We start from the raw sequence: 24,464 nt of genomic DNA on the forward strand, positions 1-24,464 counted from the left end.
CTTGGCCTGGACCTTGCGATCAGGTGTAACGCTAGTCGATACGCAGGCGATGTGTGTGATTCGACCTGTCTGATTCAACCCGCTTGAATCGACCTGGGCGTGGTGAAAGCCCATTCACCACTGCCGCGGCGGCTGTCCGTACTGCTGGGGCACGGGATAGCCCTGGTCGGCCTTGGGCGCGACGACCACCAGCGTGTTGACGATCTTGTCGGAGAACGTCTGGCGCTTGGCGTCCCAGAGCGGCGCGAAGAAACCGATGTAAATCGGCAGGGCGTCGACGATGTGCAGGATGGCGCGGCCGAACGCCAGGCCGTAGCCCACAGGCTGCCCGCTGTCCTCACGGATCAGCTTGATGCCCGCGACCTTCTTGCCGAACGTCTGTCCCTTGACCCCGCCCAGGTAGCAGATGTTGTAGAAGACGTTGAACAGGTTGACCAGCGACGCCAGGCCGATCAACGCGTAGGCGCCGCTGGCGGCCGCCGCGCCGATGACGGCGCCCATGATCGCGGCGGTGATGCCGTAGTCGATCAGTCCACCGACAAAGCGCTGTCCCCAGCTCGCGTACTGGTAGGGCCCGCCGTACTGGTAGGGCGCACCTTGCGGGTAGCCGTAACCGCCGGGCTGCTGAGGCGGGTATCCCGGCTGCTGGGGCGGGTAGCCAGGCGCCTGCGCGAGCTGCTGGCCGAACCCTTGGCCCTGCGGCTGCGGGTATCCCGGCTGCTGGCCGTAAGGCTGCTGGTAACCGGCGGGCGGCTGGCCGAAGCCAGGCTGCGGCTGGGGCCCGCTGGGCTGGACGCCGTTGGGACGGATGGCCTGGGTCGCCTCGGGCTGCTGCGGCATCGCCCCGGACGGCGGCGTGGCGCCGGGCCGCACGACCTGCGTCCTCTCCGGCTGGTCATGGCCGGAGACCACCTGGGTGGCGTCGGCATTGCCGGCCATAGCCGGAGCACCGGGACCACCGATCGCGACCGTCCGGTCAGGCGCCGCGAACGGCCCGGACTGGGGCTGCATGGGCGGCTGACCTGGCGGTGGCGGCTGGTTCGGTGGCTGCGGAGCACTCATCTGGCGTCTACCCCCTGGTTCGGCGCTTGGGTCGCGACACGCTAACCGATCGGGGGTAACGCTCAGTTTCCGGCCAGGTATCCGAGCAGGTCTTGGCGGGTCACGACACCCGCGGGCTTGCCGTCGACGAGCACGAGCGCGCCGTCCGCGTCGGCCAGGGCCTTCATCGCGACGTTGATCTGCTCGTTGGCGCCGATCGTCGGCAGCGGCGCGGTCATGTGCTTGTCGAGACGGTCGTGCAACGAGGCCTTCCCGGCGAACAGTGCGTCCAGCAGGTCACGCTCGTTGACTGCGCCGACGACCTCCGCGGCCATCACGGGCGGTTCCGCGCTGACGACCGGCATCTGGCTGACGGAGAACTCGCGCAGGTACGAAACCGCGTCCGCGACCGTCTCTGTCGGGTGTGCGTGCACGAGCTCAGGGATACGGCCGTCCTTACGACGCAGGACATCGCCGACCGTGCCGCCGGCGTGCTCGGGCGGCAAGAATCCGTACGACGCCATCCAGCTGTCGTTGAACACCTTCGACAGATAGCCACGGCCGCTGTCGGGCAACAGCACGACGATCACGTCGTCCGGGCCGCACCGCTCGGCCAGCCTGATCGCGGCCGCCGCGGCCATCCCGCACGAGCCGCCGACCAGCAGCGCCTCCTCGCGGGCCAGGCGCCGGGTGACGGTGAACGAGTCCGCGTCGGAGATCTCGATGATCTCGTCGCAGATGGACTTGTCGTAGGTCTCCGGCCAGAAGTCCTCGCCGACGCCCTCGACCAGGTACGGACGGCCCGAACCGCCCGAGTAGACCGAGCCTTCCGGGTCCGCGCCGATGATCTTGACCTTGCCGCCGGAGACCTCCTTGAGGTACCGGCCGGTGCCCGAGATCGTGCCACCGGTGCCGACACCGGCGACGAAGTGCGTGATCCGGCCCTGGGTCTGCTTCCAGATCTCCGGGCCGGTGGTCTCGTAGTGGCTCAGCGGGTTGTTCTCGTTGGCGTACTGGTTGGGCTTCCAGGCGCCGTCGATCTCACGGACCAACCGGTCGGAGACGTTGTAGTAGGAGTCGGGGTGCTCCGGCGGGACTGCGGTCGGGCAGACCACGACGCGGGCGCCGTACGCCTTGAGCACGTTGCGCTTGTCCTCGCTGACCTTGTCCGGGCAGACGAACACGCACTGGTAACCCTTGCGCTGCGCGACCATGGCCAGGCCGACGCCGGTGTTGCCCGAGGTCGGCTCGACGATCGTGCCGCCGGGCCGCAGCTCGCCGGACTTCTCGGCGGCCTCGATCATCCGCGCGGCGATCCGGTCCTTCACGCTGCCGCCCGGGTTGACGTACTCGACCTTGGCCAGGACCAGCGGCTGGACGCCCTCGGTGACCACGTTCAACCGGACAAGCGGCGTGTCGCCGATCAGATCGACGACATGCTCGACGTAATCCACCACTGTCTCCTTCGAGGGCGCTGCGACTTTTCCCAGCCTAACGCGGTTGCCCGAGCCAGGTGCGGGCCGCGAGGGTGAGCGCTTCCACACCCGTGGTCAGCGTCGGCTCCACGAGCGGCGCGAACACCGACGAGTGGTTACTCGGCAGCGCCGCGATACCGCCGCGTTGCAGGGCCTCCATCACGACCTCGAACTCCAGGCCACCCCAGAACCAGAACACCGTCGGCACACCGGCGGCCTCGCCGAACACGCCAACGTCCTCACTGCCGGTGATCACGGGCATCTGCATCACCCGATCGGCACCAAAGTTCTCCACGAACGCTGCCACCGTCTTCGCGGTCGACTCGGGGTCGTTGACCAGGATCGGCGCGCTGTCGTGCCAGTTGAACTCGGGTTCCTTGGGCGCGCCGCTCGCCACCGCCTCAGCCCGGACGATCCGCTCGATCGCGCCTTTGACCAGGTCACGGTTTGCCGCGGAGTACGTCCGGACGTTGATCCCCAGCTCGGCGGTATCCGGGATGATGTTCTCCTTGGTGCCGGCGTGCAGCTTGCCGACTGTCACCACGGCCGTCTCGCTCGGAGTGACCTCCCGAGCCACGATCCCCTGCAGACGCGTCACGATGTGCGCGGCCATCAGGATCGGATCCACCGTGGTCTCGGGCCTGGAGCCGTGCCCGCCGCGGCCGAACAGGGTGACGTCGACAGAGTCGGCACCGGCCATGATCGGGCCGCTGCCGTGCCCGATCATGCCGGCCGGCAACGGCCCGACATGTTGTCCCAGCACGATTTCCGGCTTGCCGAACCGCTCGAAGAGGCCGTCGTCGACCAGGTCGCGCGCGCCGCCCACGACCTCCTCGGCAGGCTGGAACACGAGCATGACCGTGCCCGCCCAGGTGTCCTTGGTCTCGCTGAGCTTCCGCGCCGCGCCGACAAGGCAGGTCACGTGCATGTCGTGGCCGCACGCGTGCATCACGCCCGGGACCTTGCTCGCGTACGGCAGACCCGTCTTCTCTTCGAGCGGCAACGCATCCATGTCCGCGCGGAGCATGACTGTGGGACCTTCGCCGTTACGCAGCATGCCGACCACGCCCGTACCGCCGACGCCTGTTGTCACCTCATAGCCCAGCGGCGCGAGTGCCTGCGCCACGCGCTCGGCGGTCCGGTGTTCCTGCCTGGACAGCTCCGGGTGCTGATGCAGATCCCGGTAGAAGTCGGCCAAGTCCGTGTACACAGCGGCGACTCTACTGGTGAGCTGCGGTTTCACCCTTCCGGATCACAGGGAAACCGGGTCGCGGTCCGTATCGTTTCAACTACAGGGGGTGTTGCGCATGGCACTGAGCGTGCACCTGTTACTGAACCGGTCCGACCTATCCGACCTGCATTCCGTCGGCGACCGGCAGTTCGCTGTCGGCTGGGCACCGCCTCGGGAACTGCTCGTGCCCGACTTCGGCATACGCGTAGCCGCGAACTCGCGGTACCTGCGCGCAATCGGCCTATCCGACGAGTGGACGCGCGCCCTCGCGCACGACGGTCTTGTGCGCGGCATGACGAGCTCCCACGCGGTGCACGTGACGCCACGGCAACCGTTGCCGGGGCTGCTGGCGGAGTTACTCGCCCGGTACATGTCGACGCGTTACCGTGCGGAAGTTCCTTTGCTGGACATCATTCACGCGGTCCCGGCGAGCTCGAACGTCATATGGCAGCTGAATCTGACGTTGTCGCAACGGATGCGCGCCGGGCTGCCGGCGGGAAACGACTACAAACAAGCCGAACTGTGGCACCGCGGCGAGTTCTACGTCCTCGCCGATGACCGCTGGTTCCTCGTGGATCGCTTCCACTCAGCGCATTTGGAGGGCGAGCTGGCCGGAATCCCGGACATCACCGGGGAACTGACGCTGCATCCGCACGTTTCCCTTGCCCACCATGCCGATCTGCTCACCCGTGACATGGACCTCGTGTTCACCACGCCGTCGTTCGCGCGCGGCAGCGCCACCGCCAAGCGTTACCGTGAATGGCCGACATGCCAGGCCGAACTGACCGGGATCCACCAACAGAACTGGCCCTCCGCGGTGGCACGCGAACCGCGGTTCGTCTACGCGCTGGCGACTTCTCGCCCGGGCCAGCTGCCGTTCTTCAGCAAAGTCAGTCTGCTGCACCACATCGACCGCATCCAGGCCGGCGGATTCGAGGTCGCGTTCGCCCGCCAGCCGATCCCGTCGGGAAATGTGCCCGAACCCCGTAACGAAAGTCTGCCCGTAAGGGACCCCAAGTAGGGGCGCATATGGGTGCATGACCTCGTGAGATCCATGTATTAATGGATCAGGGGCGACGCGGGGAGGCGATCATGGGTGTATTGCGGAACATGCGTATCGCCGCCATGACCGTCGGCACGCTCGGCGGACTGTCCGGGGTGATGTACGGGCTGCTCACCGGCCAGGGCAAGCGGGCCCGCACCCTGATCGGACGGCCCACAAAGGACCCCCACCTGGCGGACGGGACGTATCCCGGGCCCGGCCCGAACCCCCTGCGGTTCGCCGTGCTCGGTGACTCGCTGGCCGCCGGGCTCGGCGCCGAACATGCCTCGAACCTGCCCGGCGTCCTGCTCGCACGCGGCCTGGCCGAGGAATGTGGACGGCCCGTGCAGCTCAAGACGTACGCACGCGTCGGCGCGAACACGCGGACATTCATCACCCAGGTCGACCAGGCCGTCGCCGACCCACCCGATGTCGCACTCGTCATCATCGGCGGCAACGACGTGACCGGAAAGATGCGGGTGCGTACATCCGCCGCCCTCCTGGGCATCGAGGTCGCACGGTTGCGGACCGCGGGCGCGGCCGTCGTCGTCGCGACCTGCCCCGACCTCGGCACCATCAGGCCGATTCCGCAGCCCCTCCGGACCGTCGTGCGCCGCTGGGGACGGATGCTCGCGAAGGCTCAGCAACGCGCTGTCCACCGCGCCGGCGGCGTCGCCGTGTCCGTGGCAGACCTGGTGTCACCTGAATTCCACATTCGGCATTCAGAACTCTTCAGCCCGGACAGGTTCCACCCGAACGGCGCCGGCTACCGCCACGCGGCGAACATTCTGCTCGCGCCGCTGTGTACAGCTGTCCGAGTGACCTAGCTCCCGTGGCGAAGTGGCGTCGCAGGCCTAAGCTGACTGGCGAGTAACTTCCGGTGCTTTTCCGGCAGCAAAGGAGCTATGCCATGCCCGAGGCCGTAATCGTCTCGGCCGCCCGGTCGCCGATCGGACGTGCCGGCAAGGGATCGCTGGTCGACATCAGGCCCGACGACCTGGCAGTGCAGATCGTGCGGGCGGCGCTGGACAAGGTGCCGCAGCTGGACCCGGCGCAGATCGACGACCTGATCCTGGGCTGCGGCCTGCCCGGCGGTGAGCAGGGCTTCAACATGGGCCGGGTGCTCGCCGTCGAGCTCGGCTACGACCACCTGCCCGGGTGCACGGTCACCCGCTACTGCGCGTCGAGCCTGCAGTCCGCGCGGATGGCCTTCCACGCCATCAAGGCAGGCGAAGGCGACGTGTTCATCAGCGCAGGCGTCGAGACCGTCTCCCGGTTCGCCAAGGGCAGCTCCGACTCGTGGCCAGACACCCACAACCCGCTGTTCGCCGACGCCAAGGCCCGGACAGCCGCAACCGCCGAACACGGCTCCGACGAGTGGCACGACCCGCGCGAAGACGACCAGATCCCGGACGTCTACATCGCCATGGGCCAGACCGCGGAAAACCTCGCACTGCTGAAAGACGTCACCCGCGAGGACATGGACCACTTCGGCGTGCGCTCCCAGAACCTGGCCGAGAAAGCCATCGCCGACGGCTTCTGGGCCAAGGACATCACCCCGATCACCCTGCCCGACGGCACAGTCGTCTCAGCCGACGACGGCCCCCGCGCAGGCGTCACCTACGAGAAGACCTCGACTCTCAAGCCCGTCTTCCGCCCCGACGGCCGCGTCACCGCCGGCAACTGCTGCCCACTGAACGACGGCGCGGCAGCCCTGGTGATCATGAGTGACACCAAGGCGGCTTCGCTCGGCATCACGCCCCTGGCCCGGATCGTGTCGACCGGTGTCTCAGGTCTTTCCCCCGAGATCATGGGTCTCGGCCCGGTGGAGGCTTCCAAGCAGGCGCTTGCTCGCGCTGGCATGTCCATCGGCGACATCGACCTCGTGGAGATCAACGAGGCCTTCGCCGCCCAGGTCATCCCCTCCTACCGAGACCTCGGCATCGACATCGACCGCCTGAACGTCAACGGCGGCGCCATCGCCGTCGGCCACCCCTTCGGCATGACCGGCGCCCGCATCGCCACCACCCTCATCAACTCCCTCCAGCACCACGACAAGCAGTTCGGCCTGGAGACGATGTGCGTCGGCGGCGGCCAAGGCATGGCCATGGTCCTCGAACGCCTCAGCTGAGTTTCTTTGCCTGCCGCGACGGGGCCTCCCGTCGCGGCATTTTCTTTGTCACGGCTGTTCGGCTTTCGGGACGTACTCCGTCTCCTGGCACCAGACGACTTCTTCGATGTGCAGGGCGGTGCAGGCGTCGAATCTGCTGTTGTCGTCGAGTTCGGTCAGGAAGGCCGCGTACCAGCCATCCCGGGCGATGCCGGTCGTCAACCGTTCCAGCGCCCAAGGGCGTAGACCCTGCCTTAGCTCCTCCAACTGTGTCTCCAGTGGATCGACTGGCAACACGTGACCGACCTCGTACCGCTGGCCCATCGTTCCTCGGTTCTTCGATTCGCAGAGCACGTAGGCGAGCCGCACCGGGAATCCCTCCCCTGTAAACATTGCTCAGTAAGTATTACTGAGCGAGTATGACCGCAGCAGTCTCGCTCGATAACCGTGCGACTGAAAGAGTGCCCGTTCGAGTGAACGAGATGCCATCCGGCAAACCTGATCCACAAGACTTGCCACGCTGGTCGGCACGGACTCCGCCTCCCGGACGGTCCGGGCGAAGATCGAGACGCAGTCCAGGCTCCGGCGCGGACCAGCCGTCGGACCACCACGGATGATCAGGAAGGGACACAGGTGCCCAGGGACTCGGCGGCTCAACCGCCCATGCTCAGCCCGACCGTGGGCAGGCGGTGGCTGGCACAGGAAATTCGCCGGCTGCGTGAGGCCGCTGGACTGACACAGTCCGACCTCGCCAAACGGCTGCGCTGCAACGCCACCAAGATCGTGCACATCGAGACCATGCGCAATCCGATGAACGGCCCGGACCTGGAGGTGCTGCTGCCGTTCCTCGGTGTGCCGGACGAGCGGGTGGACTGGTACCTGCAGGTGTGCGACCTGTCCAAGCAGAAAGGCTGGTGGGACGGAAACCAGGCGATCCCCGGCTGGTTCTCGCTCTACGTGGGCCTGGAGTGGGGCGCCCGGGAGGTCCTCTCGTGGGACATGGGCTACGTCCCTGGCCTCTTGCAAAGTAAGACTTACATAGAGGAGATGCTTCGCTACACCGGCTCGGATGAAGCCGTACTCAGTAAGGTTGACGCCCGCCTCCGTCGGCAGGAAGCGTTGCACCGTAAGACTGACCCGCTGAGGGTGCACGCGATCATCGATGAGGCTGTGCTTCGGCGTGTTATCGGCGATGTGCAGACCATGCGGGTCCAACTGCGCCACCTGGCCGCGCTCACCGAACTGCCGAACGTCACGGTCCAGGTGATGCCGTTCGCCAACTCCGGCCACCGAGGCTCTCTAGGCTCGTTCCGTTGGCTCGGTTTTCCGCAGAAGGGTGACCCGGGGGCGGTCTATCTGGAAAATCAGAACGGTGGGCTGTTCCTGGAGAAGCCAGAAGAGCTGAGTCTGTTCCTCAAGGATTTCGCGGACCTGGCCGCTCAAGCGATCACCCCTGAAGACAGCTTCACCTTCATCGCCAAGCGAGCAAAGGATTTCCGATGAAATCGACCCCCTCGGCATTAACCGGAGCCACGTGGCGCAAGAGCAGCTTCAGCGGCCCCAACGGCGGCGAGTGCGTCGAAGTCGCAGTCACACCCGAACTGATCGGCATCCGCGACAGCAAGGACCCCGTCTGGCGGAAGAGCACCTTCAGCAACGGCGAGGGTGGCGACTGCGTTGAAGTCGCCGTGAGCGACGACACCGCTGGAGTGCGGGACAGCAAGGATGCCGAAGGTCCGGCGTTGGTCTTCGGCATCCGGGCATGGACAGCATTCCTCGCCGAGCAACCGCAAAGGTTCAGTCGGTGATCAGCGGGGCGAGCATGTTGGCTATTCGGGTGCGGGTGGCTGGGGTGTAGGTGATCCAGTTGTTGCGGGCGTAGGAGATGTAGCGGCCGGCGTCTGTGTCGAACCAGGTTAGTTCCATGGGCCAGGTTTTCTTTGTGCCTGTGCCGGTGGAGAGGCTGAGCTGGCCGAAGCGGTGGCGGGGCCTGTTCAGATATGCGCTGGCTTGGTCGCAGGGTTCGCCTGCGGTGAAGGTTACTGATTGGCCTGGGCCGGGTTTTTCGTCGGGCAGCAGGTCGATCATGCCTCGGATTACTCCGTCGGTTTGGTCGACTGCGAGGAGTTGGCCGGTTTGGCGGAGGCGGACTGCGCGGGATGTTGTGCCGGCTACGAGGACGCGGAACTCCTCTGTGTCTGAGATGCCGACCATTGCGAGCGCGGTGTTGTGGTGGGCCATGGTTTTCAGAGCGGATTCGACTTCTGGTGCGGGGTTTCCTCGGTGGGCGAGGCCACGTTCTTCCAAGTCCTCCAGTACCGCGGCGCGGATTCGGGAGCGTTCCTCCTGAGTCACTCCGTTGTATGGCACCGTGAATGGGTACGTTGACGATTCCAGGCCGAGTTGCTCTCGCAGGATGTCCACGGCCGCCAGTGACAGGGTGAACATCATTCTCCGATCACCGGTTTCGAGGTTTGCTCGTCCGTGCCGAAGATTTCGTTCGGGTCCGGTTCGACCAGGTATTCCGGGCGGGTGTGTTCGTAGTCGTCCTCGCCTTTGCCTTGGCCTCCCATTGGCATGCCGCCGAACGCGCCGGGGCGGCCGGCGGGGCCACCTGTGCGGGCAGCAGTTGATGCTCCAGGTGCGACGCGTTCAGGGCCTGGCGTGGCGAAACCTGCGCGGGCACCCGGGTTCTGCAGTGGCGCGGCGAATCCGGCGCCGCCACCACCACTCGGCGAGTACGAGCTGCCACTAGAAAAGCCGGACCCCGAGCCGAAACTACCTGGCTGATAGGTCGACGACATGGGCTGGAAATTCTGCTGGCTTGTGCTGGAATCCGGGGTTGTGACGCCACCCGGCCGCACTGTGGGCATGTCGACGGGTTTCACGGGAGTCGGTTGCTGCTGCTGTGTACCCGAATCGCGTTGCGGCACACTGGAATTGGGCCCGGGGATCTGGTTCTGCTGCACTTCGTCCAGCTTGTCCGGCTGGTTGACGCCTTGTGGTGCGTCGAGTTGCGTGACGAGGTTCTGGTTTGGCGGTGGGGAACCGGCCATTGTGGGCGGTGGGGCGAACGCGGGCATGGTGGCCGCGTAGTCGATCAGCGCTTTGTCGTATTTCTCGACCATTTCCGCGGCCTGCCGGTGCGCTGCTTCCTGCGCGGCCGCGTTCTCGCGCAATTGGGACATCGCCTGTTGCTGGGCGGCGGGGTCTGTCTGCTGGTTCGCCTGTTGCAAAGCGTCGGACATCGAGAAGTCCACTGGCGGCGGCAGACTGTTCTTGATGTCCGCGGCCAGCTGGGCTTTCGCGGTCAGCCGGTTGCCTGCGAGTTGCGCGCCCTGGGCCACCGAGTTGAACCAGTTGCCCAGCTGGCCGGTGAACTCACGGGCTTTGTCCGCGCTGGTTCCCTGCCATTCCGACGCGCTTTTCGTGACCGACTTGACCAGTGCGTCACCGAGTTCCACGAAGGCGTTGCCGAGTTTGGTCCAGGACGAGCCGATTGTGCCGACCTGACCGGGGTCGTTGCGGCCTTCGACCATCGCCTTGAGGGCCTCGTGCGAGTACCCGAGATAGTTCGGGCTGGGCGCGTCCCCCAGTTCCCGGTATTCCGCGCCTTCCTGCAGACGCTCGCCCTGGCTCTCGGTTTTCTTGTGCAGGCTCTTTTCCTGCTCGGCCAGTTTCTTCTGATCGGCGGCGTACCTCTTGGTGCCGGGTTTGTCACCGGCGTGGTCTTCCTGGGCCTTGTGCAGCTTGCGGAAGGAGTCTGCGAGGTTCTGCTCTTTCTCTGTCATGCGCTCGACCCTTTGATCAGGCCGCTGCTGTTCTCGTCGGAGCTCTCGTAGCTGTCCATCGCCGTGCTGATGCCGGCTTCCAGATCGTCGAGCACCTGCTCGGCCTGGGTGAGCACCTCACGCAGCGACTGCTCGTCGCCCGCAGCCACCAGCCGGTCGTGATCCGAGACGAACTTGCCGCCCGGCGTGTTGCTCAGGTACGGCTCGCGGTCGATCTGCTGCAGGGTCTTGCGGTGCGCCTCAAGCTCCGCACGGACCTTGCTGATCGCGTCCATGATCGGCCGGCCACCCTCCTCGGTGACCATGAAACCGCCCGCGCTCGCCGCCTCCACGAGGTTCTTGGGCGGTGCGGGAACCATCTTGCTCGCCATGACACCCCCTTCTGCTCACCCTGCAAGAGCAGCGGGACGGGCGCCGGGTTCCCATCGAAAAGAAAAAAGCCCGGCGAACTTCTCGCCGGGCTTTCCTCACTCACTCGGGTCAGTCGCTGTTGAGAATCCAGAGCAGACGCAGGATCTCGACGTACAGCCAGACCAGGGTCATGGTCAGGCCGAACGCGGCGTACCAGGCGAACTTCGCCGGCATGCCCTGGCGGATCATCTGATCCGCCTGGTCGAAGTCCAGCAGCAGCCAGAACGCCGCCAGACCGATCATCACGAGGCTGAAGATGACGGCCAGCGGGCCGTTGCTCCGGATGCCCATGTCGACACCGAACATCCACAGCACCAGGTTGACCAGCACGAGCGCCAGGGCGCCCATGGTCACACCGATGATCCACTTGGTCAGCTTGGGCGTGACCTTGACCGCGCCGGTCTTGTAGACCACCAGCATCACGCCGAACACCAGACCGGTACCCAGCAGCGCCTGCAGCGCCACGCCGGGCAGGAACCGCTGCACGACACCGGTGATGGCGCCGAGGAACACACCTTCGGCCACCGCGTACAGCATGATCAGCGGCGGGCTGGGCTCACGCTTGAAGCTGTTGACCAGGCCGAGGATGAACCCGACGATGCCGCCGCCGATCGCCAGCGGGACCGCCAGCGTCAGGTCGTTCAGCACCACGACGGCGGTGATGATGCCCACCAGCAGGACAGTGCCCAGCGTGGTGGCGGTCTTCATCACGACGTCGTCGACAGTGATCGGGCGATCGGCCGATGTGGGCGGAGCCTGGTCGGTTCCGTATCCGGGTACCCCGCCCTGGGGGTAGCCCTGCGGGCTGCCAAAGCCCGCGTATCCGGCGTTTCCGCGGGTCGCCAAGTTGCGGAACGCGGGGTTGCTCGAAGAACGCACCTGATCCTCCATGGGCCTGTTGTGGCCTTCACCGGGTCCAACGGCCGGAAGCGCCCGTGTGTTCCCGTCGGGTAAAGCAGACTTTACTCTGATCGATCCGGCCAAATCGACCAGGGCGAACGGGAGCCTAACCGGTCCCCTGGGGGCGACGCGTGCCGTTTAGCCGATCACCCAGCGGTTTATATGCGGTCGTAACACCAGCAAGGCGGGCGTCTACCTTCTGGGTGATGGATGCGCGCAGAGTGAGGGACTGGCGGCCGATCACGCTTGCCCTGGCACTCGTCGCGACGTTCGTGATCCTGCTGGTCATCGGCACACAACGGCCCGACGAGACGCCACCGGCGGCGATCCAGGCCGCCCCCCAGGACTGGAACCGCAAGCTCGGACCGGGTGAACGACCACCCCAGTTCGTGCTGTTTTCCTACGACGGCGCGGGCTCCCACGACCAGTGGACCCGGCTGCTGGAGCTGAGCGGGCGCACAGGGGCACGCTTCACAGCCTTTTTGTCAGGTGTTTACCTTCTGGCCGACGACCAGAAGAAGCAGTACACGGCGCCAGGACACGCGGCCGGCCAGTCGTCTATCTCGTTCGGAGGCAGCCAGGACGACGTCCGGACCCGGATCGCCGACCTCAACGCCGCCCAGCAGCGCGGCATCGAGATAGCCACGCACTACAACGGCCACTACTGCACCGACAAGTGGACCACCCAGCAGTGGCAGCTGGAGCTGCAGCAGTTCTCCCGGTTCATCGACCAGGCCGGTGTGCAGGGCCTGCAAGTCGAGGCAGGAGCCGTCAAGGGCGGCCGGACGCCCTGCTTGGAAGGCAAATTCGACGCCGTGTTCGCCGCGATGATCAGCCGCGGCATGACCTACGACTCCAGCCAGGTCTCCGACGGCATGCTCTGGCCCGCGCAGGACAAAGGCATCTGGGAGTTCTCCCTGCCGATGGTCCGGATGCCGGCCGTGGGCAACAAAAAGGTCACAATGACGGACTACAGCCTCTGGGAGGCCCTGAACCACTCCAAAGACGACAAGTCGAAGCGCGACGAGTTCGCCCGCGCGACGCTCGAGGTGTACCGCGCCGCGTACGACGCCGTGCTGCGCGGCAACCGAGCGCCCCTCGTGATCGGCAACCATTTCAACGACTGGGCCGGCGGCGGCTTCGGCGTCGCCGGCGAACAGTTCATGGGCGAGGTCTGCGGCAAACCGGAGACCGTGTGCACGACGTTCTCCGAGGTGATCAAGTGGATGGAAAGGCAGGATCCGGCCGTACTGGATCAGTTGCGTAAGCAGCCCGCCGCGCAAACGTGATGAGCCTCGACCGGGTGACAGGTTCCATCTCGAGTTGCGCATAGATAATGAAAACCGATATCAATGTCGGGGTGAAGATCGCTTTCGTCGGTAAAGGTGGCAGCGGGAAGACGACGCTGGCCTCGCTGTTCCTCCGTCACCTCGGCGCCGCGCGGCGGCCCCTGCTGGCCGTGGACGCCGACATCAACCAGCACTTGGCCGGCGCGCTGGGCGCGTCCGAGCCGGAAACCCTCGCACTGCCCACGCTTGGCGAGCGCCTGCCGCTGATCAAGGACTACCTGCGGGGCGACAACCCGCGGATCGGGTCCACCAGCGAGATGGTCAAGACCACGCCCGCCGGACGTGGGTCGCGGCTGCTGCGGGTCGTTGAGGACAACCCGATCTACGACGCCTGTGTGCGCGAGATCGATGGGGTACGCCTCGCGGTGACGGGCCCGTTCGGTGAGGATGACCTGGGCGTCGCCTGTTATCACTCGAAGGTCGGCGCGGTCGAGCTGATGCTCAACCACATGGTCGACGGCGAGGGTGAGTACGTCGTCGTGGACATGACCGCGGGCGCCGATTCGTTCGCGTCCGGCCTGTTCACGCGGTTCGACGTGACGTTCCTGGTCTGTGAGCCGACCGTGCGCAGCATCGGGGTCTACCGCCAGTATCTGGGCTACGCCAAGGACTTCGGCGTGAAGGTCGCGGTTGTCGGCAACAAGATCTCCGATGACGAGGACCTGGCGTTCCTGCGCGACGAGGTCGGCGACGACCTGCTCACCTGGATCACGCGGTCCAAGCACGTGCGTGCGGCCGAGCGCGGCGAGGTCAGGCCGATCGACGCCTTCGAGCCGGAGAACCGTGAAGCCCTGCGAGTCATGCAGGCACTCGTCGACACGACGGGCAAAGACTGGGCGCGCTACCAGCAGCAGGCCGCGGAGTTCCACCTCCGCAACGCACACGCCTGGGCCAACGAGCGCACCGGCCGGGACCTGGCCGAGCAGATCGACCCGGAGTTCACTCTTGGGGCGGTCCCGCTGGCAGGCTCGGGCGTCAACGCTGGGTAAGCAAGTACTCGCAGAACCCCTCGCAGATTCCCGGAGGTATCCATGTCCTTGGACGTGCCAACCGCGCTGCTGGAGAAGGCGGAGCGGGGCGAGGTCACCGACGCCGAATTCGTCAACTGCGTCCGTGTGTCCCTGCCGTACGCATGGGATCTGATCAGCGATGTCGCGGCGCGTGCCAAGCAGGACGCCGCCGAGTTCGCCGACAACGAGACACCACCGCCCAGCGAGGCCGAGCGTGGCCAGTTGCTGCGTGCGCTGGCGTCCGATGCGATCCGCGGCGGTCTGGAACGGCATTTCGGTGTGAAGCTCAGCTTCCAGAACTGTCACCGCGTCGCCGCGTTCCTGCCGTCCGCTGTGGACGGTGATCGCTACCGCGCGTTCATCTCGCCCCGGGGCCAGTTGCTCAACCAAAGCCCTGAGCTGCGCGACTGCTGATTTTTCGCCCCCAATGTCCCGTTGGTCGCATGCGACGCAACCAACGGGACATTGACGGGACATTGGGGGTACAGGAAGTAGGCGGGAAATCGTCGCGGCCGACGGGCACGCATATGCGTATTCGTGCGATCTGACTGATTATGCCCCTGGTGCGTAGTCCGATGATCAGGCCGGACAAGATCTACGCCGTCCCGGCAAAATCACCCGATCAGGCGGCCGACATGGCCGCTCTGGTGCGACTCACCCGCGGGTTCCACTGGTAGATCTGGACACAGCGGGTAATCTCGCGGCATGGCCCCCGCCGATGCCCCTCTACCGCTCGGTTTCGACGTGGTCCGCCACGGGTACGACCGCGCGCAGGTTCAGAAGCATGTGTCCAATCTCGAATCCAACCTGCGGATGCTGACCGCCGACCGGGATTCCGCACGGTCCCAAGTGGCCTCGCTGACACAGCAAGTCGAGAAAATGCGCGCGGAACTGGCCGCACAACGCGAACAGGCGACCGGCACCACCCAGCCACTCAGAGCGACAGACGAAGTCCACCAGCAGCTACGTGTGATGCTGGACGTCACCCGGGCCGAAGCCGCCGAGATAACCGCCCGCGCCCAGGCCGCGGCCGAACAGTCCTTCGCCGCTGCACAGAAGGCCTCTGCGGCCCTACGCAGCCGCTACGAGTTCCTTGTGGCGGACCTTGAGGCCCAACAGACCCAGATGCAGAGCGACCACGCCGCCGCCCTGGAAGAACTCCGCAACCAGCTCACCTCCATGTCCGCCGAGGCCGAGGCCCGCCGCAGCAAGTTCGGCGAGCAGGCCGACGCCCAGCACAGGCAGGTCGAGCAGGAATTCGAATCCGCCATGACCGCCCGCAGGGCAGCACTGGACCAAGAGGTCGCCGACCGCCGGATCTCCAGCCAACGCGAAGCCACCAAACTCGTCGCCGATGCCACCACGGAAGCCGAACGCCGGACAACCGAGGCCCAAGCCAAGATCGACAAGCTGACCACGCTGCGGCAACGGGTTTCCGAGCGGTTGCGGGAAACCGGCGAGTTGCTCTCCAAGAGCTCAAATCTCCTGGAGCCCCTCGACACCGAGGCCGACATCATTTCGGGCAAAACGACTCGCTGAGCCGGGTTTGGCTGTGTCCCCAATGCCACATTGGGGACATCTGATGCCCCCAATGTGGCATTGGGGGCACACAGCTAGGACCTCACGGAAGCCTGTGCACAGGTCTCCAGGATGAGCCGGGCAACTACCTCAGGCTCGTCATGCATGGGAACGTGCCCGCATCCGGGCAGAGAAACATGCTTGGCCGCGGGCAAGAGCATGGCGGCCCGCCGAGCCTGGCTTGGCCACAGAATCCGATCCCGGGTTCCCCACGCGACAGTCACCGGAACCGTCGGCGCCGAACTGGTGAAGAAGTAGTCACGCCCGGCCCGTGCCACCGCATCGAATCCAGGCGCGGCAGCCATGGCCGCGAGATCTCCGAGCATCGCCTCGACCGGGACCCGGGACGGATGCCCGAAAAGCAGGCTGCCGGAAGCCATCCGCAAGGATTTGCGGGACATCACCGCGACACGGGTCCGCTCCGGCAATCGCCCGGAAGCCCGGATGACCGACAACATCCGCAAGGCCCAGCTGCGCGCCCGCGCCGAAGACCAGAACCCGGCGGGCGCCAAAGCGGTCACCGAACTCGCGTGCCCCGCGGAAGCCAGCTCCAGCGCGAGCATGCCCCCGAGCGAGTTTCCCGCCAGATGCGGACGTTCGATCCCGAATTCCCTGAATGTCTCCACCGCGGCCTCGACCGCGGCTGAAACCGAGTACGGCTCGGGCAACGACGGCGAATTGCCGAAACCCGGCAGGTCCAATGCGATCACATCGTGTGCCGTGGCCAGTTTGTCGAGCACGGGCTGCCAGGCCTGCCATCGGTGGCCGATTCCGTGCAGGAGTACCAGCGGGCTTCCAGAACCGCGTCGTGTGTAGGAGATCTTCATTGGGACACCCCGATTCTGGCGAGTCGCCGCATGATTCCGGGCGCTAACCGGGATCCCAGCAGCCCGGCTTTCGCCTCGACGGTCACCGGGACGACGGCCCGGTTTTCTTTCACCGCACCGACGATCGCGGTGGCGACGCGGGACGGCGGGAAGTTGCGGCGGCGATAGGCCTTGGCCGACCGGTCCCGCAGTGATTGCTGTTCGTCGGCGGATACTCCGACAAAGGTTGTTGTCCGCGTTATGGATGTGTCGATCAGACCCGGGCAGATCGCGCTGACGCCGATACCGTGCGGGACCATTTCGGCGCGCAGGCACTCGGACAGCATCAGGACCGCGGCCTTGGTGGTCGAATACGCGGGCAAAACGTGAGACGGCGTATAGGCCGCGGCGGAAGCGATGTTCACGATGTGCCCGCCCTCCCCCGCCTCGATCATCAACTCGCCGAATGCCTGGCATCCGTGCACCACACCAAGCAGGTTCACGTCCACCACGCGCTGCCAGTCCTTTGGGGACGTGTCCATGAACGGACCGGCCACGCCGATTCCCGCGTTGTTCACGACCACGTCCGGCACACCGTGGTCGAGAGCCACAGTATCGGCCAGGCGGCGCACAGCGGATTCGTCGGTGACGTCCAACTGGTAGGCCGACGCGGAAGGCCCTATCAAAGAAGCGGTTTCAGCCGCGGTCGACAGGTCGATGTCCGTCACGATCACGTCCGCGCCCTGCGCGGCGAACTCCAGCGCCGTGGCCCGGCCGATGCCGCTGCCCGCGCCTGTGATCACGACAAGCCTGTGTTCAAAGGAGTCCGGCGCCTGCGCGCGTTGCAAGCCCCTCGTCACGGGTTCACCGAGAACGTGCGCGATGAACTCCTCGGCCATCCGGGCGATCACGGCCGGCCGCTGTGCGGCGACCCAGTGTTTGCCGATCACCTTGCGCTTCCACAAGCGTGGCGCCCACTGCTGAAGATCCTCAAGCAGCGCAGGCATCATGTAACGGTCACGAGTCGGCATGATCACCTGAACGGGCACTTCGGTCCGGCGCTGCTCGGGTGCGCCTGTCCGCTGGAAGATGTTGGCACGGTACAACTTCATCCCGTCGATACCGTCGGCCTTGGCCGGCACGCGGGACAGGCCTTCGATCCGCGCGATCTGTTTGCCGACGCCCAGCCGCCACGCCAAGGCAGCCAGCACAGGCACATGGAAAGCCAGGATGTACCAGGAATGCAGCTGCTGCTTCAGCACTTGCCGCAGGTTGCCAAGCGTGGGCCGGGACAGCCGTTTGCGGGTCCAGTACCCGATGTGATCCAAGCACGGCCCGGAAATCGAGGTGAACGAGGCAAACCGTGAATGCGGCTCGGTGACCGCGTGCCAGGCTTGGATCGAACCCCAGTCGTGCGCGACGACATGCACGGGCGCCGACGGACTGACTGCGTCCGCGACGGCCAGCATGTCGTCGGCGAGGTGCGAGAGCGCGTACTGCGAGACCTCACGGGGCCGCGAGGAGGCTCCGGCGCCGCGCACGTCGTAGCTGACGACGTGGAACCGCTCGGCCAGCCGAGCGGCCACGCCGTCCCACATCGTGTGGTTGTCGGGATAGCCGTGTACGAGCAGCACTGTCGGGTCGGCGGGGTCGCCCTGTTCGTAGACAGCCAGCGACACCTCACCCGACTTGACTGTCCGGACACCCATGGCCGCTCCCGTCGTCGCTGACAACGAGAAACGTTACAACGGCCGTTGACACACTCGCAATGCCTGAACAGTGTTTTCGCAGGTCAAACACGGTTACCGCGAGTAAGATCAGATCACGTGACGACGGAACCACTCGATCGTCGCGATCCATGCAGCCTCAGCCTGAGCCGCGTTGTACCGGGCCCCGGTGTCGTTGTGGAACGCGTGGTCAACGCCTGGGTAGACGGTCACCTGGTACGGCTGGCCGCTCTGCTTGAGCTGGGCTTCGACAGCGTCCTTGGAGCCGGTGATCCGCGCGTCCTTCTCGGCGTAGACCCCGAACACCGCGGCCTTCACGCTGGCCAGCGCGGCGACGTTCGCTGGCGCAGGCCCGTAGAACGGCACCGCCGCCTTCATCTGCACGCCCGCGGCGAGCGAGTTCCATGTCATCCCGCCGCCGAAGCAGAACCCGGTCATCCCGATCTTGTCGCCGTTGCCCGCCGAGGACAGCGCGGCGAGTGCCTCCCGGACGTCGGAGACCATGGCGTCGACCGGACGCTTGCTCAGAGCCGCTGAATACGCCGCGGAATCGGTGAGCTTGTCCGCACCACCGTCGCGGGACAGCAAATCCACTGCCAGCGCCTGGAATCCCGCAGTGGCCACCCGCCGGACGACATCCTTGGTGTGCGGGACCAGGCCGCGATTTTCGTGAATCACCAGAATTCCGCCTGCGGATGCGCCACTGGCGGGTGATGCGTGATAGCTGATCAGGTTGACGCCGTCGGTTCCCCGCACCACCAGATTGGAGACCTTGATCCGCGGGTCGTTCTCCTGGACCGTGATCCCGTCCTGAGTCGGCTGGGCCGGTGGGGTGGCGAATTCCTGCGGGTTGTCCGTGGTCCGCCCGGTCGGCGACACCGGCGCGCCGGTCGGTTCGGCACTGCAGCCCATGGCGGTCAGCAGGCCCATCGTCGCCGCCGTACTGCCGGTGATCAGGGTGACCCGGCGGATCAGCTCGCGCCTGCTGATCACGCGGTCGTTGAAGTCCTCGATATGTTCTTCGACCACATATTTCTCGAACTCGGTCATCGGCAACTCCCATCACGGATGGCGCGCCTCACCCAGGCCAGCATGGTGAAGTGCCGGAGCGGCGGCAACCGCTGACGCGATTGCTGTCGATTACGACAGCTTGTCGCCGGAAACCGCGGTGCGCTTGATCAGGGCTTCCAGCCGATCGCCGACCATGTCGGGGATGACGCGAGCGGTCGACCGGGCCACCGCGGCCGTCAGCGCGGAGATCACGACTGGCGGCAGCCGCCGCAGCACGTCCGCGTAGTACGGCACCTCGGCGCCGCTGGGCAGCCAATCCGCGCCCTTCGGGTCCAGCACGTACTGCCGCACAAGCCCGACCAGCAATCCGGCCACATGGTCGACTTCGTGCTGCAGCACGCCCGCGAGTTCGAGCACCTCGTCCAGTGGCACACCGAGTTTGACCAGCTCGTACCCGGCGGCCAGCAACTGCGGGCTGGGCACCACGAAACTCGTGCCCTGCCGCCGCAGCAGGTCCAGTTCAAGGGCCTTGCGGGTGTTGGCCACCGTGAGCTGCTTGCCGAACAGCCTGCGCAGCTCACGGACAGTGATCGTCGTCGGCACGTCGGACGACCACGGCACGCCCATCGCTTCTTCCAGGCCGAGCACGTCGGCGAGGCTACGGCCGGACTCCCACGCCGCGAGCATCTCGCCGATCTGGGCGAAGGCGTACCCACGGCCGAGCATGTTGGTGACCAGCCGCAGCCGCGACAGGTGCGCGTCGGTGTAAATCGCGGTCCGGCCTCGGCGGATCGGCGCGGGCAGCAGACCGCGATCCTGGTACACCCGGATGTTGCGGACAGTCGTTCCGCTCACCCGGGCCAGGTCGTCGATCCGATACTCAGCCACGCTGGCATGCTAAGCGGTCATGCGCACAGTGATCGCGATACTGGCCACCGTGGCTGGCGCAGCCGCGGTCGTCTACAGCACGTTCCTGCCCTGGTACGGCGACCGGCAGGGCCGGCAGATCCCGCTGAGCGAGCTGTGGAACGGCGTCACGGCCACGACCACCGACATGGTCAACTCGTTCTTCGTGCCGATCGTGCTCGCGGCCGTGCTGGCGATGACCGGACTGATCATCGGACGGCGCTGGCTGATGGCGCTGGGCACGCTCGTCGCGTTGACCGTGTTCGCGGTCTACCTCGGTCAGCAGATGCAGGTCGAAGCACTCGCATCCCAGTTCAGGCAGGGCTTCTGGAACACCGCGGGCGGCTGCCTGCTGTTGCTGATCGGCGCGATCACCAGGCAGAGTCGTCAGAAAGCCACGAACTGACGGCAACCTGTTGTCCCCCTTGAGAGTGATAGAGGCGCTGGGGAAGTACAAGCCAATGTCACAAGGGGCAACCTGTGCACAAACGCGGTCTGATACTCACGGCGGCCCTCGCCGTGATGACCAGCGGTGTCGCCGTCTTACCGGCAGCCGCGCAACAATCCGCCACTCCGGCGCCCGCTGAGGCGCCCAAAACGGTCACCCTGATCACCGGCGACAAGGTGACAGTCACCAAGAAAGGGGACAACTGGGACGCGAAAGTCGAACCGGCCAAACGACTTGGACCGGTGCAGTTCATCAAATCGGTCAGTGCCAAGGGCGTCACGGTGATCCCGTCGGTCGCCGTGCCGTTGATCCAGGCCGGCAAACTGGATCGCAGGCTGTTCGACGTGACCGGGCTGATCGAACAGGAATACGACGACGCCCACACCGCCGAGATCCCGCTGCTGGTCGAGTCCAAGGCCGCTCGGACGCTCGGCAAGGTCACGCGTGAGCTGCCGTCGGCCCAGCTGTCGGCGGTGGCCACGCCGAAGAACAAGGCCACGGACCTGTTCGGCAAGGCCGACGTGAGCAAGATCTGGCTCAACGGCAGGAGTCGCCCGTCGCTGGACGTGAGCGTGCCGCAGGTTGGCGCGCCCGCCGCGTGGCAGACCGGGCACACCGGCGCGGGCGCGACGGTCGCGGTCCTGGATTCCGGTTACGATCCGAAGCATCCCGACCTTGCCGGGATCGTCAAGGGTGAGAAGGATTTCACCGGGCAGGGCATTGTCGACAAGGTCGGCCATGGCACGCATGTGGCTTCGACCATCGCGGGCCGCGGCAGCAAGTACACCGGCGTCGCCAAGGGCGCGGACCTGTTGATCGGCAAGGTCTGCGGCAACCGCTTCTGCATGGACGACGAGATCCTCGCGGGCATGCAGTGGGCCGCGGACAGCGGCGCCAAGATCGTGAACATGAGCCTGGGCGGCGGCCCCGGAAACGGTGTCACCACCCCGCTGGAGATCGCGATCAACCTGCTCTCGGCCGAGAAGGGCATGTTGTTCGTGGTTTCCGCGGGTAACGACGGCCCGCGCAACCGCGTCGCGAGCCCGGCGTCCGCCGACGCGGCACTGGCCGTCGCCAGCGTGAACAAACAGGACAAATACAGCACGTTCAGCAACCCTGGTCCCCGGCTTGGTGACAACGCCGCCAAACCGGACATCGCGGCGCCTGGTGAGGACATCGTGGCGGCGCGTGCCGAGGGCACGCTTGCGGATCGCGCGGTCGAGGGCAATTACGCCAGGCTGTCCGGTACGTCCATGGCGGCGCCGCACGTCGCCGGTGGCGCGGCGATCCTGTCCGCGCAGCATCCGGACTGGACCGGTCAGCAGATCAAGGCCGTGCTGATGGGCAGCGCGAACCCCGTCAACGCCACGATCTACCAGCAGGGCGCGGGTCGGCTGGACGTCGGCCGGGCGTCCAGCCAGACGGTCGTGCCCAGCGTGGGAAGCCTGACTCTGGGTGTCGCCAGGTACCCGCACAACGGGCCTGCGCTGAGCAAGCCGATCACGTACAGGAACATCGGCAGCGCACCGGTTTCGCTGCAGCTGAGCATGGACAACCCGGCGTTCCGCACGAATGTCGACACGATCACGGTGCCTGCCAACGGCGAGGCTACGGTGACGGTCACCTTCGACCATACGGCCGTCCAGTTGGGTGTCCACGGTGGCAGGCTCGTCGCCAAGGGCGGTGACACGGTGATCCAGACGCCGGTCAGCGCGTACAAAGAGCCGGAAAGCTATGACCTCACGACCAAGTTCATCGACCGAGACGGCAACACGGGCAAAGTGCGAGGCAGCGCGATCTGGGTTCGGCTGGACAGCGGCCAGGACGACTTCGACCTTATGGGCAACAACAGCACAGCGCGGCTGGCACCGGGCCGGTACGCCGTGATGGGCGCGATCGAGACGCCGGTCCCCGGCCAGTACCAGCGGTCGAACACGCAGGTGGCCGAGCCGGAGGTCGATCTGCGCAAGGACACTGTGGTCACGCTGGATGCCCGGCAGGGCAAGAAGGTCAGCGTGCAGGCCGAGGAGAAGGACGCCCGTCAGTTCTCCTGGACCAACGCGATGGTGGCCGACACGGGAGCCCGTGGGGTGGGCTACTACACCCAGTGGTTCACCAGCATGCCGGACTATCACCTCTACGCCGTACCCACCACCAAGTCCGTCAAGGAGTTCCGCTACTTCAACCGGATGAAGCTCGAACGGCCCCTGGTCAGGCTGAAGGCCGACAAACCCGAGTCGTTCGACGTCCCGGTGGACTGGGCACCAGGTTCGCCACAGACCACGGACGCTCGTGCGCTGCCGGTCGTGAACGTCGGGCACGCCACACCGGCCGAGATAGCCGCGGCCGACCTCAAGGGCAAGCTCGCGGTGTTCACTCTGGGCGCCGGCGAGGAACTCGAACTCAGTCCACGGGCACGGGCGATCGCCGAAGCGGGCGCGAACTCCGTACTGTTCTACTTCTCCGACGCCGATGCGCGGCAGATGGAGGCGCCGCCGCTGCCCATGGCCGTCGCATTCGGCCCCGAAGGCGCCCGGCTGGCCAAGCTGCCGAACGCGTCAGCGACGTTGACCGGTCTGCCTGCGAGCCCGCACCACTATGAGCTCGTGTTCCCCAGCTACGGAGGCATTCCGGCGGACGTGACCTACCGGCCGCGCAACAGCGACCTGGCGACGGTGAAGACGACCTACCGGACCCCTGGGGACGGTGGCATGGGCTACGTGACGGCGTTCGCCACCGACGGGAAGTACGACCTGGAGGGCTCGCTCGAGACGACGGCGACTCCGCTGCCTCTGGAGCGCACTGAGTACTTCTCGCCTGCCGTGTGGCAGAACTCCACGACTGTGATAGCAGGGGGTGCTGCGCAGCAGTACGAGGCGGCCAAGCGGACGTTCAAGGCTGGTGAGAAGGCCACTGTGGACTGGGGCAAGGCCGTGATCGGGCCGGGCATCACCGGATCGGCGGGCTTCTTCTCGCCTGAGCCGCATCTGGCGTACCGCCAGGGCGACGTGATCAACACCAAGCTCCCGCTGTTCTCCGACTCCGCGGGACACTCCGGTTTCGCGGACACCGGCGAGACCGTGCTCTACGCCGGCGACAAGGAGATCGCCCGCAGCGGACAGCCCGGCATCGGACAGTTCACGGTTCCCACCGGCGCGGCGAACTACCGGCTCACCACCGCGGCCAACCGGGACAACCCGGATTGGCCGTTGTCCACAAAGGTCAGTGCGGAATGGGCTTTCCGGTCCGGGAACACCACGGCTGCCGCACCACTGCCGTTGCTGACAATCGGTTTCGACCCCAAGCTCGACATGACCAACCACGCACCCCGCGGTGCACTGTTCGCCGTGCCGGTCCGGGTCGACCGCCAGCCTGGTGCGCAGGGTGGCAAAGCCGAGCCGAACAAGGTCGAGGTGTCCTATAACGACGGCCAGACCTGGCAGCAGGTCCCACTGCTGAGGGTGAACAACTCCTGGTGGGCCGCCGTGCAAAACCCGACGTCCGGATTCGTGTCGCTACGCGCGAGCGCTTCGGACAAGGACGGCAACTCGGTAACCCAGACCATCATCAGGGCATATCGGGTGAAATGACGCAGCCTGGGCCCTTTGCATCCGTCTGCTCAGGTGAG

Annotated in this window: 23 protein-coding genes; 11 read left to right on the top strand and 12 right to left on the bottom strand. The window is 66.1% G+C overall.

Features of this window, described 5'->3' with window-relative positions:
* Positions 1 to 114: 114 nt before the first annotated feature.
* From JOF56_RS59415 to JOF56_RS06235, 3 genes are all read right to left on the bottom strand, one after another.
* A complete protein-coding gene (locus JOF56_RS59415) occupies positions 115 to 1,062 on the bottom strand; it encodes an RDD family protein (protein ID WP_209635396.1) in 948 nt (315 codons plus the stop codon).
* 62 nt (positions 1,063 to 1,124) lie between these two features.
* Positions 1,125 to 2,495, bottom strand: coding sequence for a cystathionine beta-synthase (locus tag JOF56_RS06230; protein ID WP_209635399.1), 1,371 nt, complete (start codon positions 2,493 to 2,495; stop codon positions 1,125 to 1,127).
* Between the two features lie 37 nt (positions 2,496 to 2,532).
* Positions 2,533 to 3,726, bottom strand: a complete 1,194-nt coding sequence (locus JOF56_RS06235) for an amidohydrolase (protein WP_209635400.1) — start codon at positions 3,724 to 3,726, stop codon at positions 2,533 to 2,535.
* A 97-nt stretch (positions 3,727 to 3,823) separates the two neighbouring features.
* Between JOF56_RS06235 and JOF56_RS06240 the strand changes: the two genes are divergently transcribed.
* The 3 genes from JOF56_RS06240 (at position 3,824) to JOF56_RS06250 (ending at position 6,920) form a co-directional block, all read left to right on the top strand.
* Positions 3,824 to 4,768 carry a DUF6119 family protein gene (locus tag JOF56_RS06240; protein WP_209635402.1) on the top strand — a complete coding sequence of 315 codons (945 nt, stop codon included), beginning with the start codon at positions 3,824 to 3,826 and terminating at the stop codon, positions 4,766 to 4,768.
* 71 nt (positions 4,769 to 4,839) lie between these two features.
* Positions 4,840 to 5,616, top strand: coding sequence for an SGNH/GDSL hydrolase family protein (locus tag JOF56_RS06245; RefSeq protein ID WP_245378170.1), 777 nt, complete (start codon positions 4,840 to 4,842; stop codon positions 5,614 to 5,616).
* Between the two features lie 83 nt (positions 5,617 to 5,699).
* On the top strand, positions 5,700 to 6,920 hold the full coding sequence (locus JOF56_RS06250; protein ID WP_209635405.1) for an acetyl-CoA C-acetyltransferase: 1,221 nt from the start codon (positions 5,700 to 5,702) through the stop codon (positions 6,918 to 6,920).
* 48 nt (positions 6,921 to 6,968) lie between these two features.
* Here JOF56_RS06250 and JOF56_RS06255 read toward each other — a convergent pair whose 3' ends face one another.
* Positions 6,969 to 7,268 (bottom strand): hypothetical protein, encoded by a 300-nt coding sequence (locus JOF56_RS06255; protein ID WP_209635407.1) that lies wholly within the window; start codon positions 7,266 to 7,268, stop codon positions 6,969 to 6,971.
* A gap of 264 nt (positions 7,269 to 7,532) precedes the next feature.
* On the opposite strand from JOF56_RS06255, the gene JOF56_RS06260 reads away from it, so the two are divergent.
* Together JOF56_RS06260 and JOF56_RS06265 are read left to right on the top strand one after the other, a co-directional pair.
* Positions 7,533 to 8,402 (top strand): helix-turn-helix domain-containing protein, encoded by an 870-nt coding sequence (locus JOF56_RS06260; protein WP_209635409.1) that lies wholly within the window; start codon positions 7,533 to 7,535, stop codon positions 8,400 to 8,402.
* A complete protein-coding gene (locus JOF56_RS06265; RefSeq protein WP_209635410.1) occupies positions 8,399 to 8,707 on the top strand; it encodes a DUF397 domain-containing protein in 309 nt (102 codons plus the stop codon). The genes JOF56_RS06260 and JOF56_RS06265 overlap by 4 nt, the downstream gene beginning before the upstream one ends.
* On the opposite strand, the gene JOF56_RS06270 is transcribed toward JOF56_RS06265, so the two are convergent.
* From JOF56_RS06270 to JOF56_RS06285, 4 genes are all read right to left on the bottom strand, one after another.
* Positions 8,697 to 9,350, bottom strand: coding sequence for an ESX secretion-associated protein EspG (locus tag JOF56_RS06270; RefSeq protein ID WP_209635412.1), 654 nt, complete (start codon positions 9,348 to 9,350; stop codon positions 8,697 to 8,699). The genes JOF56_RS06265 and JOF56_RS06270 overlap by 11 nt on opposite strands.
* The gene (locus JOF56_RS06275) at positions 9,347 to 10,690 is read right to left on the bottom strand and encodes a hypothetical protein (protein ID WP_209635414.1); all 1,344 of its coding nucleotides are present in this window, start codon (positions 10,688 to 10,690) and stop codon (positions 9,347 to 9,349) included. Before JOF56_RS06275 ends, JOF56_RS06270 begins: the two co-directional genes overlap by 4 nt.
* On the bottom strand, positions 10,687 to 11,061 hold the full coding sequence (locus JOF56_RS06280; RefSeq protein WP_209635416.1) for a hypothetical protein: 375 nt from the start codon (positions 11,059 to 11,061) through the stop codon (positions 10,687 to 10,689). Before JOF56_RS06280 ends, JOF56_RS06275 begins: the two co-directional genes overlap by 4 nt.
* Positions 11,062 to 11,170: 109 nt before the next feature.
* Positions 11,171 to 11,980 (bottom strand): Bax inhibitor-1/YccA family protein, encoded by an 810-nt coding sequence (locus tag JOF56_RS06285; protein ID WP_209635418.1) that lies wholly within the window; start codon positions 11,978 to 11,980, stop codon positions 11,171 to 11,173.
* A 227-nt stretch (positions 11,981 to 12,207) separates the two neighbouring features.
* Here JOF56_RS06285 and JOF56_RS06290 point away from each other — a divergent pair, with 227 nt between their 5' ends.
* From JOF56_RS06290 to JOF56_RS06305, 4 genes are all read left to right on the top strand, one after another.
* Complete coding sequence (locus JOF56_RS06290; protein ID WP_209635419.1) at positions 12,208 to 13,290, top strand: polysaccharide deacetylase family protein; 1,083 nt, start codon at positions 12,208 to 12,210, stop codon at positions 13,288 to 13,290.
* 71 nt (positions 13,291 to 13,361) lie between these two features.
* Positions 13,362 to 14,339, top strand: coding sequence for an ATP-binding protein (locus JOF56_RS06295; protein WP_209635421.1), 978 nt, complete (start codon positions 13,362 to 13,364; stop codon positions 14,337 to 14,339).
* Between the two features lie 42 nt (positions 14,340 to 14,381).
* Positions 14,382 to 14,774: an SCO5389 family protein gene (locus JOF56_RS06300; RefSeq protein WP_209635423.1), complete on the top strand. Its 393-nt coding sequence runs from the start codon at positions 14,382 to 14,384 to the stop codon at positions 14,772 to 14,774.
* A gap of 291 nt (positions 14,775 to 15,065) precedes the next feature.
* Positions 15,066 to 15,899, top strand: a complete 834-nt coding sequence (locus tag JOF56_RS06305; RefSeq protein WP_209635425.1) for a coiled-coil domain-containing protein — start codon at positions 15,066 to 15,068, stop codon at positions 15,897 to 15,899.
* 74 nt (positions 15,900 to 15,973) lie between these two features.
* On the opposite strand, the gene JOF56_RS06310 is transcribed toward JOF56_RS06305, so the two are convergent.
* The 4 genes from JOF56_RS06310 to JOF56_RS06325 all read right to left on the bottom strand — a co-directional run bounded on the left by JOF56_RS06310 (position 15,974) and on the right by JOF56_RS06325 (position 20,370).
* Positions 15,974 to 16,765, bottom strand: coding sequence for an alpha/beta fold hydrolase (locus tag JOF56_RS06310; RefSeq protein ID WP_209635427.1), 792 nt, complete (start codon positions 16,763 to 16,765; stop codon positions 15,974 to 15,976).
* Complete coding sequence (locus JOF56_RS06315; RefSeq protein WP_209635429.1) at positions 16,762 to 18,453, bottom strand: SDR family oxidoreductase; 1,692 nt, start codon at positions 18,451 to 18,453, stop codon at positions 16,762 to 16,764. The genes JOF56_RS06310 and JOF56_RS06315 overlap by 4 nt, the downstream gene beginning before the upstream one ends.
* Positions 18,454 to 18,561: 108 nt before the next feature.
* Positions 18,562 to 19,521 (bottom strand): dienelactone hydrolase family protein, encoded by a 960-nt coding sequence (locus JOF56_RS06320; RefSeq protein ID WP_209635431.1) that lies wholly within the window; start codon positions 19,519 to 19,521, stop codon positions 18,562 to 18,564.
* 90 nt (positions 19,522 to 19,611) lie between these two features.
* On the bottom strand, positions 19,612 to 20,370 hold the full coding sequence (locus JOF56_RS06325) for a MerR family transcriptional regulator (RefSeq protein ID WP_209635432.1): 759 nt from the start codon (positions 20,368 to 20,370) through the stop codon (positions 19,612 to 19,614).
* A gap of 19 nt (positions 20,371 to 20,389) precedes the next feature.
* Between JOF56_RS06325 and JOF56_RS06330 the strand changes: the two genes are divergently transcribed.
* Positions 20,390 to 20,794 (top strand): hypothetical protein, encoded by a 405-nt coding sequence (locus JOF56_RS06330; RefSeq protein ID WP_209635434.1) that lies wholly within the window; start codon positions 20,390 to 20,392, stop codon positions 20,792 to 20,794.
* A gap of 74 nt (positions 20,795 to 20,868) precedes the next feature.
* A complete protein-coding gene (locus JOF56_RS06335) occupies positions 20,869 to 24,426 on the top strand; it encodes a S8 family serine peptidase (protein WP_209635437.1) in 3,558 nt (1,185 codons plus the stop codon).
* Positions 24,427 to 24,464 lie beyond the last annotated feature (38 nt).

The sequence above is a fragment of the Kibdelosporangium banguiense genome (assembly GCF_017876405.1).
Taxonomy (GTDB): Bacteria; Actinomycetota; Actinomycetes; order Mycobacteriales; family Pseudonocardiaceae; genus Kibdelosporangium; species Kibdelosporangium banguiense.